Below are 14,039 nucleotides of genomic sequence, written 5' to 3'. Positions count from 1 at the left end.
AAAGGGGTGCGCGATGGGCACCGGCACCGTGCAGGAGATGCGGGCGTTCAACCGCTTCTACACGAACCTCATCGGCGCGCTCGACTACAGCCGCCACCTGCACACCCCGTACACGCTCACCGAGGCTCGCGTGCTCTACGAGCTGGTCAACGCACCGCGTACGGACGCCGCCGATCTGCGCTCCGCGATCTCGGTGGACGCCGGTCAGCTCAGCCGCATGCTCACGCGCTTCGAGGAGCGGGGGCTCGTCAGCCGCGGGCCCTCCGCACTCGACGCCCGGCGGGTCAACGTCGTCCTGACCGACGAGGGACGGGAAGCGGCCCGGCAGCTGGAGGAGCGTTCGCAGACCGCGGTGGAGTCACTGCTGGACGGCATGACGGAGGCGGAACGGGAACTGCTGGCGCAGAGCCTGCGCACGGCCCGCGGAATCCTGGAGGCCGGCGCCTCCCGGGACCCTGACGCGGCACGGATACGGATCCGCGCCCCCCGCCCGGGAGACATGGGCTGGATCGTCGAACGCAACGCGTCCGTCTACGCCGCGGAGTTCGGATGGGACGAGTCGTACGAGGCGCTCGTCGCGCGCATCGTCGCGGAATTCGCCGCAGAGCACGACACGGGGCGCGAGGCGGCGTGGATCGCCGAGCTCGACGGGCGCCGTGCCGGTTGCGTGATGTGCGTGTCGGACAGCGCCCCGGACACGGCCCGGCTGCGGCTGCTGCTCGTCGACCCTGCCGCGCGGGGGCACGGGCTCGGGGACCGGCTCGTCGGCGAGTGCGTCGGCTTCGCGCGCGCTGCCGGATACCGGGAGGTCGTGCTGTGGACCAACGACGTGCTGGCGGCGGCGCGGCACATCTATCAGCGCGCCGGTTTCGAGCTCGTCGGCGAGTCGCGGCACCACAGCTTCGGCCACGACCTGACCGGCCAGGACTGGCGCCTGCGGCTCTGACGCCGAACGGAGCGACCGCGGGGCCCGCCCCGCGCCCCCGTCCCTTCGGGCTCGCCGAAATTTCGTCGACGCCGCCGGGCGGCTCCGGCAGGCTCTGTTCATGACACCCGACTGCTGGCCCGTCTACGGGCTGAGAATCACCACGCCCCGGCTGGAACTGCGCCTCCCCGGTCTCGACGTCCTGGAGAAGCTGGCGGCCGTGGCGGCAGCGGGTGTGCACGGGCCGGACGACATGCCCTTCAGCTTCCCCTGGACCGACGGCACCCCGGAACGGCGTGCCCGCACCACCTTCCAGCACGTGCTGGGCACCGTCGCCGCGTGGCAGCCGGAGAAGTGGACGCTGAGCCTCGCAGCGCTGCACGAGGGCGAGGTGGTGGGCCGCCAGGACATGACCGCCCGCGACTTCTCCGTCACCAAGGAGGCGGAGACCGGCTCCTGGCTGGGCCTCGCCCACCAGAATCAGGGGCTCGGCACCGAGATGCGGGCGGCAGTCACGCACCTGGCCTTCAAGGGGCTCGGAGCGCGGAGCCTCACCTCCGGCGCCATGACCGACAACCCGCGCTCCCTCGCCGTCTCGCGGAAGCTCGGCTACGAGCCGGACGGCGTCGAGGTGGTCTCCGTACGGGGAGAGGCGCGGACCATTCGACGGCTGCGCCTGGAGCGGGCGGCGTGGGAGCGGCACCGGTCGGTTCCCGTACGACTGCACGCCCTGGAGCCGTGTCTGGAGCTCTTCGGGGCGGCGCGCGGCTGATCGGGGTCATGGTCCGGACGGACGTTCTTTTTGTGGGCAGGCCGGAACCGCTGTTACCCGTCCGGGTGAAGGAGCTTGGCGATCATGCCCCACACGGGGTAAACCCGTGCAGCGCCCTTCACAAGGGGGAGTGTGAAGAGCGACACTCGCCATCTCACCTGGGCACGCAAGTGTGCCCTCGCATACAAGCCAGCGGCCACGACCAGCGGAGGTAGGCACGGCATGTCTCCTCACACGTCACTGCACGACGACCTGACGGCGGCCCAGCGCTGCCTCGACGAACTCACACGGACCGTCGACCGACTGGAGCACACTCTCGGCAGCGGCCTGGAGGTCAGGCGCGTACGCAGCGACACTGAGCACCTGCGGGAGTCCCTGGCACTGCTGCGTGCCGCCTCACCGGCCGCCGGGCCGCCCAGCTCGGCGCACCCCGAGATGGTCACGATCCCCGACAAGCCCTACGACCACGGCCTGTGGTCGGATGTCGATGACGAGGGGGTGGGCGCCAAGGACCGGCACGCGCCGTGAGCCCCGCGCCCCGGGCTGAGTCGAGCCGGCGGCCGCGGACGGCGGCCGGCGGTCGGCGGCAGCTCATGAGGCACCCCAACTGACAAGTCGCCCCTACCGGAGAAACCGTTGGCCACTGGCACCCGACCCCAACCGAACACGAGCAGCACAGGAAACAAGATCCCTCCGCCTGACACCGGCGGCACGGGCGGCGTGAGTACGGGTACACGCGCCGCCATTCGAGAGCGGCATCTGCGCACCGACCGCTGGTGGCTCGCACCGGCGTCGACCGCGTTCGGCCTTTTCGTGTTCGTCGTGTACTCGACGTGGCGGGCGTTCGCGGACGCCGACTACTACCACGCGCCGTACGTCTCGCCCTTCTACTCCCCCTGTCTCGCCGAGAGCTGCGAGAAGATGCAGGGCGGCCCCAACTGGGCGCTCTTCGGGGACTGGTGGCCGCTCTCGCCCGCGCTGATCATCCTGATCTTCCCGCTGGGCTTCCGGCTCACCTGCTACTACTACCGCAAGGCCTACTACCGGGGCTTCTGGGCCTCTCCCCCGGCCTGCGCGGTCGCCGAACCGCACAAGAGCTACAGCGGCGAGACCCGCTTCCCTCTCATCCTGCAGAACATCCACAGGTACTTCTTCTACGCGGCGGTCGGTGTCGCCCTCATCCTCTCCTGGGACACGATCCTCGCCTTCCGCAACTCCGACTACGAGTGGGGCCACATGGGCCTGGGCTCCGTGGTCTTCCTCATCAACATCGTGCTGATCTGGGCGTACACCATCTCGTGCCACTCCTGCCGGCACATCGTCGGCGGCCGGCTCAAGCACTTCTCGAAGCATCCGGTGCGGTACCGCATGTGGGGCCTGGTCGGAAAGCTCAACAGTCGTCACATGGAGTTGGCGTGGGCTTCGCTTCTCAGCGTGGGCCTGGCCGATCTCTACGTGTACCTGCTGGCGACCGGTGCATTCACCGATCCGGTCTTCTTCTGATCAAGCTTCTTCGAGAGGGATGCACGTCAAATGACGCAAGTCGAACGCCAGCAGTGGGATGTCGTCATCGTCGGCGCGGGCGGTGCGGGTCTGCGGGCAGCGATCGAGGCACGCGAACAGGGGCTGCGCACGGCAGTGATCTGCAAGTCCCTGTTCGGCAAGGCGCACACGGTGATGGCCGAGGGCGGCATCGCCGCCAGCATGGGCAACGCCAACCCGGGTGACAACTGGGAGGTGCACTTCCGGGACACCATGCGCGGTGGCAAGTTCCTCAACCAGTGGCGGATGGCGGAGCTGCACGCCAAGGAGGCCCCCGACAGGGTCTGGGAGCTGGAGACGTGGGGGGCGCTCTTCGACCGCACGGCCGACGGCCGCATCTCCCAGCGCAACTTCGGCGGCCACGAGTATCCGCGCCTCGCGCACGTCGGCGACCGTACGGGCCTGGAGCTGATCCGCACGCTCCAGCAGAAGACCGTCTCGCTGCAGCAGGAGGACTTCAAGGAGACCGGTGACTACGAGTCCCGGCTGAAGGTCTTCCAGGAGTGCACCGTCACAAGGATCCTCAAGTCCCCGGCCGCCGACGGCTCCGGGGAGAGGGTGTCGGGCGTCTTCTGCTACGAGCGGGAGTCCGGCCGCTTCTTCGTCATCGAGGCACCGGCCGTGGTGCTCGCCACCGGCGGGATCGGCAAGTCCTTCAAGGTGACGTCGAACTCCTGGGAGTACACGGGAGACGGGCACGCGCTGGCGCTGCTGGCCGGTGCCTCGCTGATCAACATGGAGTTCGTCCAGTTCCACCCGACAGGGATGGTCTGGCCGCCTTCGGTGAAGGGCATCCTCGTCACCGAGTCGGTGCGCGGGGACGGCGGTGTCCTGCGCAACTCCGAGGGCAAGCGGTTCATGTTCGACTACATCCCGGACGTCTTCAAGGAGAAGTACGCCGAGTCCGAACACGAGGCGGACGGCTGGTACGACAACCCGGAGAAGAACCGGCGTCCTCCCGAGCTGCTCCCCCGCGACGAAGTCGCCCGCGCGATCAACTCCGAGGTCAAGGCGGGCCGCGGCTCACCCCACGGCGGCGTCTTCCTCGACGTCTCGACCCGGATGTCGCCCGAGGTGATCAAGCGCCGGCTGCCGTCCATGCACCACCAGTTCAAGGAGCTGGCGGACGTGGACATCACCGCCGAGCCCATGGAGGTCGGCCCGACCTGCCACTACGTGATGGGCGGCGTCGACGTCGACCCGGACACGGCCGCAGCCGTCGGCGTCACTGGCCTGTACGCGGCGGGCGAGGTCGCCGGCGGGATGCACGGCTCGAACCGGCTCGGCGGCAACTCGCTCTCCGACCTGCTCGTCTTCGGCCGCCGTGCCGGTCTGCACGCCGCGCAGTACGCCGCGTCACTCAAGGGCGACGGGCGTCCGGACATCAGCGAGGAGCAGATCGAGCACGCCTCCGCCGAGGCTCTGCGTCCCTTCAGCGCCGCGGAGGTGCCGGAGGGCGAGCCCGCCGAGAACCCGTACTCGCTCCACCAGCACCTCCAGCAGTCCATGAACGACCTCGTCGGCATCATCCGCCGCGACGAGGAGATGACGCAGGCCCTGGAGCGGCTGGCGGAGCTGCGCGTACGGGCGACGTACGCAGGCGTCGAGGGCCACAGGCAGTTCAACCCGGGCTGGCACCTGGCCATCGACCTGCGCAACATGCTGCTGGTCAGCGAGTGCGTGGCGCGTGCCGCGCTGACCCGCACGGAGTCGCGCGGCGGTCACACCCGCGACGACTTCCCGGAGATGGACCGCGAGTGGCGGCGTTCGAACCTCGTCTGCACTCTCGCGGACGAGCCCGTCTCGGTCGACGCCTCGACCCAGCCGGGCGAAGCCGCCGAGCGCGCCGATCGCGGCCGCATCGATCTGCACCGCCGCGACATGCCGCCGATCCGCCCGGATCTGCTGGGGCTCTTCGAGAAGGAGGAGCTGATCAAGTACCTGACGGACGAGGAGCTGACAGCCGAATGAGCGCCGAGACGCACGCGGGCGAGGGCACGGGTACACACACCCGTCCCCCCGCGCACGACGCAGAGGGCACCGCGGGGGGCACCGGCACGCCCGGCGCCGTCAGCGGCGGCGCCCCGGACGCGGCCGGGACGAGCTACATCGCAAACTTCCGGGTCTGGCGCGGCGACATCGAGGGCGGCGGCCTTGAGGACTTCAAGGTCGAGGTCTTCGAGGGCGAGGTCGTCCTCGACATCGTCCACCGGCTCCAGGCCACCCAGGCGCCGGATCTGGCGGTCCGCTGGAACTGCAAGGCCGGCAAGTGCGGCTCGTGCAGCGCGGAGATCAACGGGCGGCCGCGGCTGCTGTGCATGACCCGCATGTCCGTCTTCGAGCGGTCGGAGACCATCACGATCACGCCGCTGCGGACCTTCCCCGTCGTACGGGACCTGGTCACGGACGTGTCGTTCAACTACACGAAGGCCCGCGAGATCCCGTCCTTCGTGCCGCCTGCCGACCTGGGCCCGGGCGAGTACCGGATGCAGCAGGAGGACGTGGGGCGCTCGCAGGAGTTCCGGAAGTGCATCGAGTGCTTCCTGTGCCAGGACGTGTGCCACGTGGTGCGTGACCACGAGGAGAACAAGCAGGCCTTCGCCGGTCCTCGCTTCCTGATGCGGGTGGCGGAGCTGGACATGCATCCGCTGGACGCGGCCGAGGAGTCCGGGCTGGACCGCAAGTCCACCGCCCAGGAGGACCACGGGCTGGGGTACTGCAACATCACCAAGTGCTGCACGGAGGTCTGCCCCGAGGGCATCAAGATCACCGACAATGCGCTGATCCCGCTCAAGGAGCGTGCCGCCGACCGCAAGTACGACCCGATCGTCTGGCTCGGCAACAAGATCCGCCGCCGGAACGGGGCCTGAACCCGGCCGGAGCGGCATCACGGAAGGTGAGATGCATCACGGGGGCGTGCGACTGCGCGCCCCCGTTGCGCCCCCTGTGTCCGGTCCGCCCCTTCCGCCGGTTTCCCGGACTCCGTGGGGCTTTCGCGGGCCGTGCCGTGCGCCGGTGAGCGCCAGTGGTCGGACCAACGGCATCGGCGCGCAACCGCACCCGTCGGCCCTGAGCTGGATAGGCTTCTCAGGTCCGGGCGCACCGTGACCGCCTCGCGGGCGGTGGACCCGGACATGCCAGATCCCGCCACGTCCGTACGAGCGCAGGGGGATTCACGATGAGACGCCGGCAGTTCCTCGGCACCGTTGGCAGTGTCGCGCTCGCCACCGGAGTGGGCCCGGGCTCCGCCCCTGCCCTCGCGGCATCGGCGCCGGCACCGTACGGGCCGCGCCTCGACGGACCGCCCACCGTGACGCCGGACGATCTTCGCTTCCACCCGCGCACCCTGCGCCGGGGCAGCCCGCATCGCGCCGGCCTGCTGCGTGCCGAGGTCGAGCGGATGGTGCCCGCCGCGGAGGAGTACATGCGCCCCGGGCCGGACCGCCCGAACCCCTCGCACCCCGGCTTCGTGCTGCTGGCCGCGAGGAACGGCGTGGTGGTCGAGCACGCGGCACGCGGCCACGCGCTGCGCTACGCCAGCTGGGACGCGGCCACCGGAACGGCGATCGAGCTGCCTCGCGACCAGTGGGTCGACATGGGCACGGACACGATCTTCGACATGGCGTCGATCTCGAAGCTGTTCACCTCGGTCCTGCTGGTGAGCCTGGCCGAGAAGGGCCGGCTCGACCTGGACAGCCCGGTCGCGCGCTATCTGCCGCCCTTCGACGAGAGCGACCCGGCCAAGTCCCCCATCGTCGTACGGCAGTTGGTGAACCACACCTCGGGCATGAAGGCCGACATGGACCTGAAGCCCTACCCGGACCACGCGGCGCGCATGGCCGCCGTCTACGCGGAGCCGCTGAAGGACAAGCCGGGCGAGCGCTACACCTACTCCGACCTCAACCTGATCACCGCCGGCGCCCTCATGCAGGAGATCACCGGCAAGGGCCTCGACACTCTCGTCGCCGAGCTGATCACCGAGCCGCTGGGCATGAGCGACACCGGCTACAACCCTCCCGAGTCCAAGCTGGACCGGGTCGCCGCCACCGAGTACATGCCGTGGACGGGGCGCGAGATCGTGCGTGGCACCGTGCACGACGAGAAGGCGTACTACCTGGGCGGAGTCGCGGGCCACGCGGGCATCTTCTCCACGGCCGCCGACATGGCCGTCTTCGGGCAGATGGTGCTGAACGGCGGCACCTACGGCGGCCACCGCGTGCTGGGCGAGGACTGGGTCCGCGCCATGATCACCAACGAGAACCCGGACCTGGGCCCCGAAGCGGCTCGCGGTCTGGGCTGGCAGCTCGACCAGCGCTTCTACATGGACGCCCTCACCTCACCCGTCACGACGGGGCACACCGGCTACACCGGTCCCTGCCTGGTGGCCGACCCGATCGACGGCACGCTCATGGTCTTCATGGCCAACCGGGTGCACCCCACCCGCAACTGGGGCACCGTCAGCGACTACCGCCGCGCCCCCGCACGCCACTTGGCGCGCGCTGTGCCTGTGCGTCCGGCCGTCGCGCGCGAGGCCTGGTACTCGGGGCAGCGCGACGCCGACACCGCGACGCTGCGGGTCCCGCTGAAGAAGGCCGTGGACAAGAAGGCATCGCTGCGCTTCCGTCTCTGGTACGACACCCAGTCCACGGACGTGTGCACCGTGGAGGCCACCACCAGCGCGAAACCCGACGACGACGCCTCCTGGCAGCCGGTACCTCTGAAACTGGGTGCCGGACGGTGGAGTTGGGAGAGCAAGGGCGACTTCGCCGGCTTCTCCGCGCGACGCTGGCTGCACGCACAGGGCGAACTGCCCGACGGGGTCACGTCGGTGCGCTGGCGCTACGTCACGGACAAGGAACAGCAAGGCAGGGGCGTCTACTTGGACGACATCCGGGTCCTCAGCGGTGCGCGGCCCGTCTTCATGAGCGTGCGGCCGCGCGACAACGCCCGTGTCCGGGCGGACGGCTGGAAGCTCTCCGACAACTGACAGAGCCGGTACGGGCGTTCGGACCCCCGCACCCATGCCTGCCGTCGGGAGTCGGTTTCAGAAGAGGCTGAGCAGTGCTTCCGTCGGGTCGGCGGGCTTGGAGTTCTCGCCGGGCCGCGCAAGTTCGAACCAGACGGTCTTGCCGCGGTGCGTGCGCCTGCTGCCCCAGCCGGCGCTCAGCAGGCCGACCAGCTGCAGCCCCCGGCCGCCCTCGTCCGTCACATGGGCCCGGCGTCGGCGCGGCTGCACCAGGCCCGAATCCCACACCTCGCACACGAGTGTGCGGTCCAGCAGCAGCCTCAGACGTATCTCGCCCTCGCCGTGCCGCAGCGCGTTGGTCACCAGCTCGCTCACCAGCAGTTCGGCGGTGTCCGCGAGAGCACCCAGCTGCCATTCGGACAGCTGCTCGCGTGTCAGCTCGCGGGCACGTGCGACGGACCGCGGCTCGGCGGAGAGCGTCCAGTCGCCGACGGCGCTCTCCGGCAGACCCTGGACACGCGCGACGAGCAGCGCTATGTCGTCCTCTCCGTGGTGGACGTTCAGGGTCGTCAGCACCTGGTCGGCGACGTTCTCGAGGGATGCGGTGGCGTCGGTGAGAGCCTCACGCAGCGCGCCCAGGCCCTCGTCGATGGGATGTTCGCGCGACTCGACGAGGCCGTCGGTGTAGAGCGCGATCATCGCGCCGTCGGGCAGCTCCATCTCGATCTCTTCGAACGGCTCGCCGCCCACGCCCAGCGGTACCCCCTTGGGGACCTCCAACAGCAGGGCGGGTTCGTCCGGTTCGACGAGGACGGGCGGCAGATGACCGGCGTTGGCTATGGTGCAGCGCCGGGAGACCGGGTCGTAGACGGCGAAGATGCACGTGGCGAGGTAGACCTCCGCCAGGTCGCCGCTGCCGTTGCGCTGCGAGCCCGGGGTGTCGCCGAGCCCGCGGGCTATCTCGTCGAGCGCGCCCAGCACCTCGGCGGGCTCCATGTCCGTGGTGAGCGCCAACGTCCTTACGGCGGTGCGCAGTTCGCCCATGGCGACGGCGGCACGAAGGCCGCGGCCCATCACGTCTCCGACGACGACGGCGGTGCGGTGCCCCGGCAGTTCGATGACGTCGAACCAGTCGCCGCCGACCTCGGTCGCGGGATTGCCGGGCAGATATCGGCAGGCTATGTCGAGGCCGGCGGCTTCGGGGTCACCGGGCGGCAGCAGGCTGCGCTGGAGTATCAGCGCCCGCTCGTGCTCCCTGCGGTACAGGCGCGCGTTGTCTATGCACACCGCGGCGCGGGAGGCCAGCTCGGCGGCGAGCGCCGCGTCCCGCTCACCGAACGGCTCGCTGCCCTTGACGCGGGAGAACTGCACGAGCCCCAGCACCCTGTCGCGGGCGACCATCGGCACGGCGAGCGTCGACTGCACGACGGCACCGAACTGGACCGGCACCGTGCCGTCCTGTCCCGGGATGTGCTGGACGCGCCCGCTGCGAAGTGCCTGGGCGCACGGGGTGGCGAAGGGATAGCAGTGGGTCGCGCCGACGGTGACGGGGCTCGCCCCGGTCGTACCGACCTGGCCCTCTCGGGTGAGTGAGGGCGGCGCCTCCGAGACCGAGCTCGCGAATCCGACGCGGCGCAGCTCACCACTGCCGTCACCGGGGCCGACGGGGCGCGGCTCGTCACCGGCGAGAACATCCATGTACAGGTCGACGGACGCGAGATCGCAGAACTGCGGGACACCGACGTCCAGCAGCTCGCGAGCTGTCGTCTCCAGGTCGAGAGAGTTGCCGATACGGGCGCCCGCCGCGTTGAGAAGAGCGAGAGCGCGGCGAACGTCGTCCGGCTTGCCTGCCGCCTCCACAGGGATATCGCTCAACGCCGCCCCTTCCCGTGACCAGTGTGGCACCGGCTCTGAGCAGTGTGGCAGGCACAAGCCACCCGGAACACGCTCTTCCCGATCGCCGCACGAAATTCGTACGTCCCGTCCCTCGTGACGACAGACGTGCGGCCTCACACTCCGTGTGCTCCCCCCTGACCTCCTACGGCAGGGACATCTGTCTCCTAACCAAGCTGCGCCGGTTCGAACCATCTTCAACGAGGGCGCATCGCGGGAGCAGGGGTGCGGGCCGTGCCGCACGGTCCGCCGAGACAGGGAGGTACCCGCCGTCGGGCGTCCAATCCGCTTCAGGCGAGGGCGAGTTCGAACCAGACGGTCTTGCCCATCGGGCCGTGCCGCGTGCCCCAGCGGCGCGCCTCCCTGGCCACGAGGCGGATGCCGCGGCCGCCTTCGTCGTCGGGCATGGCGCTGCGCTCCCGGGGCGGATCGGGCAGCGGGTCGGAGACCTCCACCAGCAGCGAACTGCCACGCACCATGCGCACGCCGATAGGCCCGTGCGCGTAACGCATCGAGTTGGTGACCAGCTCGCTCACGAGCAGCACCGTGGTGTCCTCCAGGGCGTCGAGCCCCCACTCGTGCAGGGTCCGCCGCACCACCTCACGTGCTCTGCGCACCGCGTAGCTCTCGGCGGGAAAGGTCCACGACGCGGCGCTGCCCTGCGGGAGTCCGCCGAGCTTCGCCATCAGCAGGGCGACGTCGTCGTCGGGCTGTGAAGCCGTTCTGCTGTCCAGGTCGTCGATGACGCTGTCGCAGGCGTCCTCGATGGTGGCGGGGGTGTCCGGGTCCCGGTGGACGGGGCCGCCGGACAGCAGTTCGCAGAGGCGCTCGATGCCCTGGGTGATGTCCTCGCCGCGCGCTTCGATGAGGCCGTCGGTGTAGAGGATGAGCACCGATCCCTCGACGATCTCCAGCTCCCAGGGCTCGAAGGCCACGCCGCCGACCCCGAGAGGTGCCCCCGAGGGCAGCTCGATGGCCTCGGCCTCCCAGCTGCCGTCGGGGGTCTCCGTGAGAAGCAGCGGAGGCGGGTGGCCGGCCTTCGCGATGCTGCACCGGCGAGTGGACGGGTCGTAGACGGCGTAGACACATGTGGCGATGAGGGGGTCGTCCGAGCTCTGGACGAAGTCGTCCGCCAAATCGTTGATGCGCCGGAGCAGTTCGTCGGGCGGCAGGTCCAGCCCGGCCAGCGTGCGCACCGCCGTGCGCAGCCGTCCCATCGTCACGGCCGCGTGCAGCCCGTGCCCCATCACGTCGCCCACGACGAAGGCGACCCGGCCGCCGGCGAGCGGGATCACGTCGAACCAGTCACCGCCGACCTCCGTGCCGCTGCTGCCGGGCACGTAGCGGTAAGCCACCCTCACGCCGGGCGGCTCCGGGACCTTCTGGGGCAGCAGGCTCCGCTGGAGCATCAGCGCACCGGCACGTTCTCGCGCGTACAGGCGGGCGTTGTCGAGCGAGACGCCGGCGCGGTCGGCCAGTTCCATGGCCAGCGCTATGTCGTCCCTGCCGAACGGTTCGCGGCCCTCGGCGCGGCTGACGACGAGCAGGCCGAGCACCACGCCGCGCGCGCGGAGCGGCACGGCCATCAGCGAGTGGACGTTCAGGTCCAGTGCGGCCTGCATCTTCGGGTCGCCGGGGTAGGTGGCGGCGAGCAGCTCGCGCGGCGAGGAGGCGACGTGGGGCACGCCGCTGGCCAGCGTCCGGCCGAAGAAGGAGTCGGCAAGGAAGGGGACCTCCTGGCCCACACGGAGCATCCGGTTCACCGTGGGGCCCTCGTCGCGTGCGGCGACTCCGAGCTGGAACAGCGGCTTCCCGGTGAGCAGTTCGATGTCGGGCAGGTCGCCGCCGTGGGCCGCCGCGCTGATGAGCATCACGCTGGCGTAGTCGGCGAGGCGCGGTACGAGGCTGGAGGCGAGGGCCTGGGAGATGGCGGTGACGTCGAACCGGTCCACGAGTCCCACGCCGACGTCGTCGAGGAGGGCCAGCCGCTCGCGCGCCGCCTCGATCTTCTGCAGCGCCTCGTGGCGCTCGGTGACGTCCATGAACACGCCGCTCACGCCGAGAACTTCGCCGTCATCGGTGGTGAGTCTGCTGTAGGAGACGGAGCGGGAGCCGGGACCCTCCGGGGCCCGCAGCACGATGTCGACGACGGGCTCTCCCGTCTCCAGCACGCTCGACTGGACGGCGGAGACCTCGTCGGCCATCCAGGACGGCAGGATTTCGTGGACGGTCCTGCCGATGTGCTCCTCGGCACTGACCTGGTCGAGACTGGCGAGCGCCTCGTTGACCCGTACGTACCGCCTGTCGGTGTCGAAGAGGGCGATGCCAAGCGGCGAGGAGGCAAAGAGCGCGTCGAGCGCGGCCAGGTCGTGCTCGACGGCGCGGATCCTGCTGGTCTCGACGATGTTGGCGAGGATGACCGGGCGGTTCTGCCTGTCGTGGAGGAGCGTGACGCGTCCCTCGACCGCCACGCGGTGGCCGGCGCTGTGCAGGATGTGCATAATGCCGCGCCAGCGGCCCTCCTCGCGCAGGGCCTGGTCACGCAGGCGCTCGCCCTCGCCGTACCCGTCCTCGAGAAAGTCCTGGATGCGCCTGCCCACGACCTGCTCGGACCGCCAGCCGAGGATTTCCTCCGTCATGGGGTTCCAGAGGAGGATCTTTCCGTTGCCGTCGAGCATGACGATGCCGACCCGGAGGGTGTCGAGGATCGAGGCCACTCCCTCGGAGGGTCCTGTGCTCACACCGCCCACGTCCCTGATCGGGTAGCTTGCCGGCCCGGTCCTTCCGGGCAGGCGGGACCGAAGTGTCCCTGCTTCCGATTTTGGGACGATTCAGGCGTACTCGCCGCTCGCGCACCCCACGGGCTCGACCAGATAGCTGCCGTCGCCCTCTGCGCCGCCCTTCGCGCGGCCTCCGCCACCGCCGAGCCGGTCCGCTACCTGCTGTGCTTCCGTACGGGTGGCGTAGCTGCCCACGCGATAGCGGTTGCCGTGGCCGTCCTGCCTTATGACATGCCAGGGCAGCACAGTGTCGCCGTCACCGTTCACGCTTCGCATATGCCGGAGCCTACGCCCGGCCTTCACTCAGCGCATTCGGCTTGGCACAACGAGGCATCGATTTCGGCCACACGTTCGCATGCGGGACCGCTGGTCACCTCACGGGCATGTGGTACGAAACGCGGAAACGATCGGCCGGGACCACCACGTCCGCCGTCTCCACGGGGCGCCCGCCGGCGAAGAACGTACGGGTCACGACCAGCACCGAATGCCCTGGCACGCCACCCAGCTCGACCATCTCCTCGGCCAGGCCCGGGCGGGCTCCGACCTCCTCCGCGACGTTGTCCACCACGACATCGATGGCGGCCATCCGCTCGACGACGCCCTTGCCGCCCAGCGGCCCGTCCTCGGGCAGCACCACGGGCGTGCGGCCCGTGAGCGACAGGGGCTCCCACGAGGTGGAGAGCATCGCGGGCTCGCCGTCGACCCTGAACAGGTACCTGGTCCGCATCACGCGCTCACCGGGCTCGATGCGCAGCCGCTCGGCCGTGAGCGGACTCGCGTCCTCCTGCTCGCTGCGCGACTCCCAGGTGCCCTTCACGTCCTCGTCGGCCTGCTCCTGCCGGAACGGCGAGGAATCACCGAGGGCCCGGAAGCCGCTGCGCGAGACGCGGCGCGGAACGGGGTGCTCCCGTACATACGTGCCCGAGCCGGAACGGCCCTCGACAAGGCCCTCGGCCATCAGGACCTTGCGGGCCTCCAGGGCGACGGTGTCCGAGACGCCGTACTCCGCACGGATCCGGGCCTGCGAGGGCAAGCGGGTGTGCGGAGGCAGATCGCCGCCGACGATCTTCTGCCGGAGATCACCGGCGACGCGGAGGTAGGCGGGCTGTTCACCGAATGGCACGAGTGCCCTCCCCGTTCTCGAAAGGCCAGGCCTGCGAA

11 protein-coding genes are annotated in these 14,039 nt (G+C 70.2%); 7 read left to right on the top strand and 4 right to left on the bottom strand.

Annotation, left to right across the window (positions count from 1 at the left end; genetic code table 11):
• Positions 1–13: 13 nt before the first annotated feature.
• From I004_RS0101880 to I004_RS0101850, 7 genes are all read left to right on the top strand, one after another.
• Entirely contained in the window at positions 14–946 is a 933-nt protein-coding gene (locus I004_RS0101880; protein WP_028434103.1) for a bifunctional helix-turn-helix transcriptional regulator/GNAT family N-acetyltransferase, read from the top strand.
• 100 nt (positions 947–1,046) lie between these two features.
• Positions 1,047–1,697, top strand: a complete 651-nt coding sequence (locus tag I004_RS0101875) for a GNAT family N-acetyltransferase (RefSeq protein WP_028434102.1) — start codon at positions 1,047–1,049, stop codon at positions 1,695–1,697.
• Positions 1,698–1,919: 222 nt separating this feature from the next.
• Complete coding sequence (locus I004_RS0101870) at positions 1,920–2,225, top strand: hypothetical protein (protein WP_028434101.1); 306 nt, start codon at positions 1,920–1,922, stop codon at positions 2,223–2,225.
• A 108-nt stretch (positions 2,226–2,333) separates the two neighbouring features.
• The gene (locus I004_RS0101865; protein WP_486579664.1) at positions 2,334–3,200 is read left to right on the top strand and encodes a hypothetical protein; all 867 of its coding nucleotides are present in this window, start codon (positions 2,334–2,336) and stop codon (positions 3,198–3,200) included.
• A 30-nt stretch (positions 3,201–3,230) separates the two neighbouring features.
• A complete protein-coding gene (locus I004_RS0101860) occupies positions 3,231–5,210 on the top strand; it encodes a fumarate reductase/succinate dehydrogenase flavoprotein subunit (protein ID WP_028434099.1) in 1,980 nt (659 codons plus the stop codon).
• Positions 5,207–6,109 (top strand): succinate dehydrogenase/fumarate reductase iron-sulfur subunit, encoded by a 903-nt coding sequence (locus I004_RS0101855; RefSeq protein ID WP_078510729.1) that lies wholly within the window; start codon positions 5,207–5,209, stop codon positions 6,107–6,109. The genes I004_RS0101860 and I004_RS0101855 overlap by 4 nt, the downstream gene beginning before the upstream one ends.
• 308 nt (positions 6,110–6,417) lie before the next feature.
• The gene (locus I004_RS0101850) at positions 6,418–8,226 is read left to right on the top strand and encodes a serine hydrolase (RefSeq protein ID WP_028434097.1); all 1,809 of its coding nucleotides are present in this window, start codon (positions 6,418–6,420) and stop codon (positions 8,224–8,226) included.
• Positions 8,227–8,283: 57 nt separating this feature from the next.
• Here the strand turns inward: I004_RS0101850 and I004_RS31580 are convergent, their stop codons facing one another.
• From I004_RS31580 to I004_RS0101830, 4 genes are all read right to left on the bottom strand, one after another.
• On the bottom strand, positions 8,284–10,080 hold the full coding sequence (locus I004_RS31580; RefSeq protein WP_078510728.1) for a SpoIIE family protein phosphatase: 1,797 nt from the start codon (positions 10,078–10,080) through the stop codon (positions 8,284–8,286).
• A gap of 308 nt (positions 10,081–10,388) precedes the next feature.
• Complete coding sequence (locus I004_RS0101840; RefSeq protein WP_486579661.1) at positions 10,389–12,839, bottom strand: SpoIIE family protein phosphatase; 2,451 nt, start codon at positions 12,837–12,839, stop codon at positions 10,389–10,391.
• A gap of 90 nt (positions 12,840–12,929) precedes the next feature.
• Positions 12,930–13,154, bottom strand: coding sequence for an SPOR domain-containing protein (locus I004_RS0101835; RefSeq protein WP_078510727.1), 225 nt, complete (start codon positions 13,152–13,154; stop codon positions 12,930–12,932).
• Between the two features lie 94 nt (positions 13,155–13,248).
• Positions 13,249–14,001, bottom strand: a complete 753-nt coding sequence (locus I004_RS0101830) for a GntR family transcriptional regulator (RefSeq protein ID WP_028434094.1) — start codon at positions 13,999–14,001, stop codon at positions 13,249–13,251.
• Positions 14,002–14,039: the final 38 nt, after the last annotated feature.

The sequence above is a fragment of the Streptomyces sp. TAA486 genome, assembly GCF_000426165.1.
Note: the sequence above shows the minus strand (reverse complement) of the source record. Positions and strands in the feature narration are given on the sequence as shown.

Bases quoted from the DNA above. Each gene is read 5' to 3' on its own strand.
- I004_RS0101880 (WP_028434103.1), top strand. From the start codon at position 14: ATGGGCACCGGCACCGTGCAGGAGATGCGGGCGTTCAACCGCTTCTAC.
- I004_RS0101875 (WP_028434102.1), top strand. From the start codon at position 1,047: ATGACACCCGACTGCTGGCCCGTCTACGGGCTGAGAATCACCACGCCC.
- I004_RS0101870 (WP_028434101.1), top strand. From the start codon at position 1,920: ATGTCTCCTCACACGTCACTGCACGACGACCTGACGGCGGCCCAGCGC.
- I004_RS0101860 (WP_028434099.1), top strand. From the start codon at position 3,231: ATGACGCAAGTCGAACGCCAGCAGTGGGATGTCGTCATCGTCGGCGCG.
- I004_RS0101855 (WP_078510729.1), top strand. From the start codon at position 5,207: ATGAGCGCCGAGACGCACGCGGGCGAGGGCACGGGTACACACACCCGT.
- I004_RS0101850 (WP_028434097.1), top strand. From the start codon at position 6,418: ATGAGACGCCGGCAGTTCCTCGGCACCGTTGGCAGTGTCGCGCTCGCC.
- I004_RS0101835 (WP_078510727.1), bottom strand. From the start codon at position 13,154: ATGCGAAGCGTGAACGGTGACGGCGACACTGTGCTGCCCTGGCATGTC.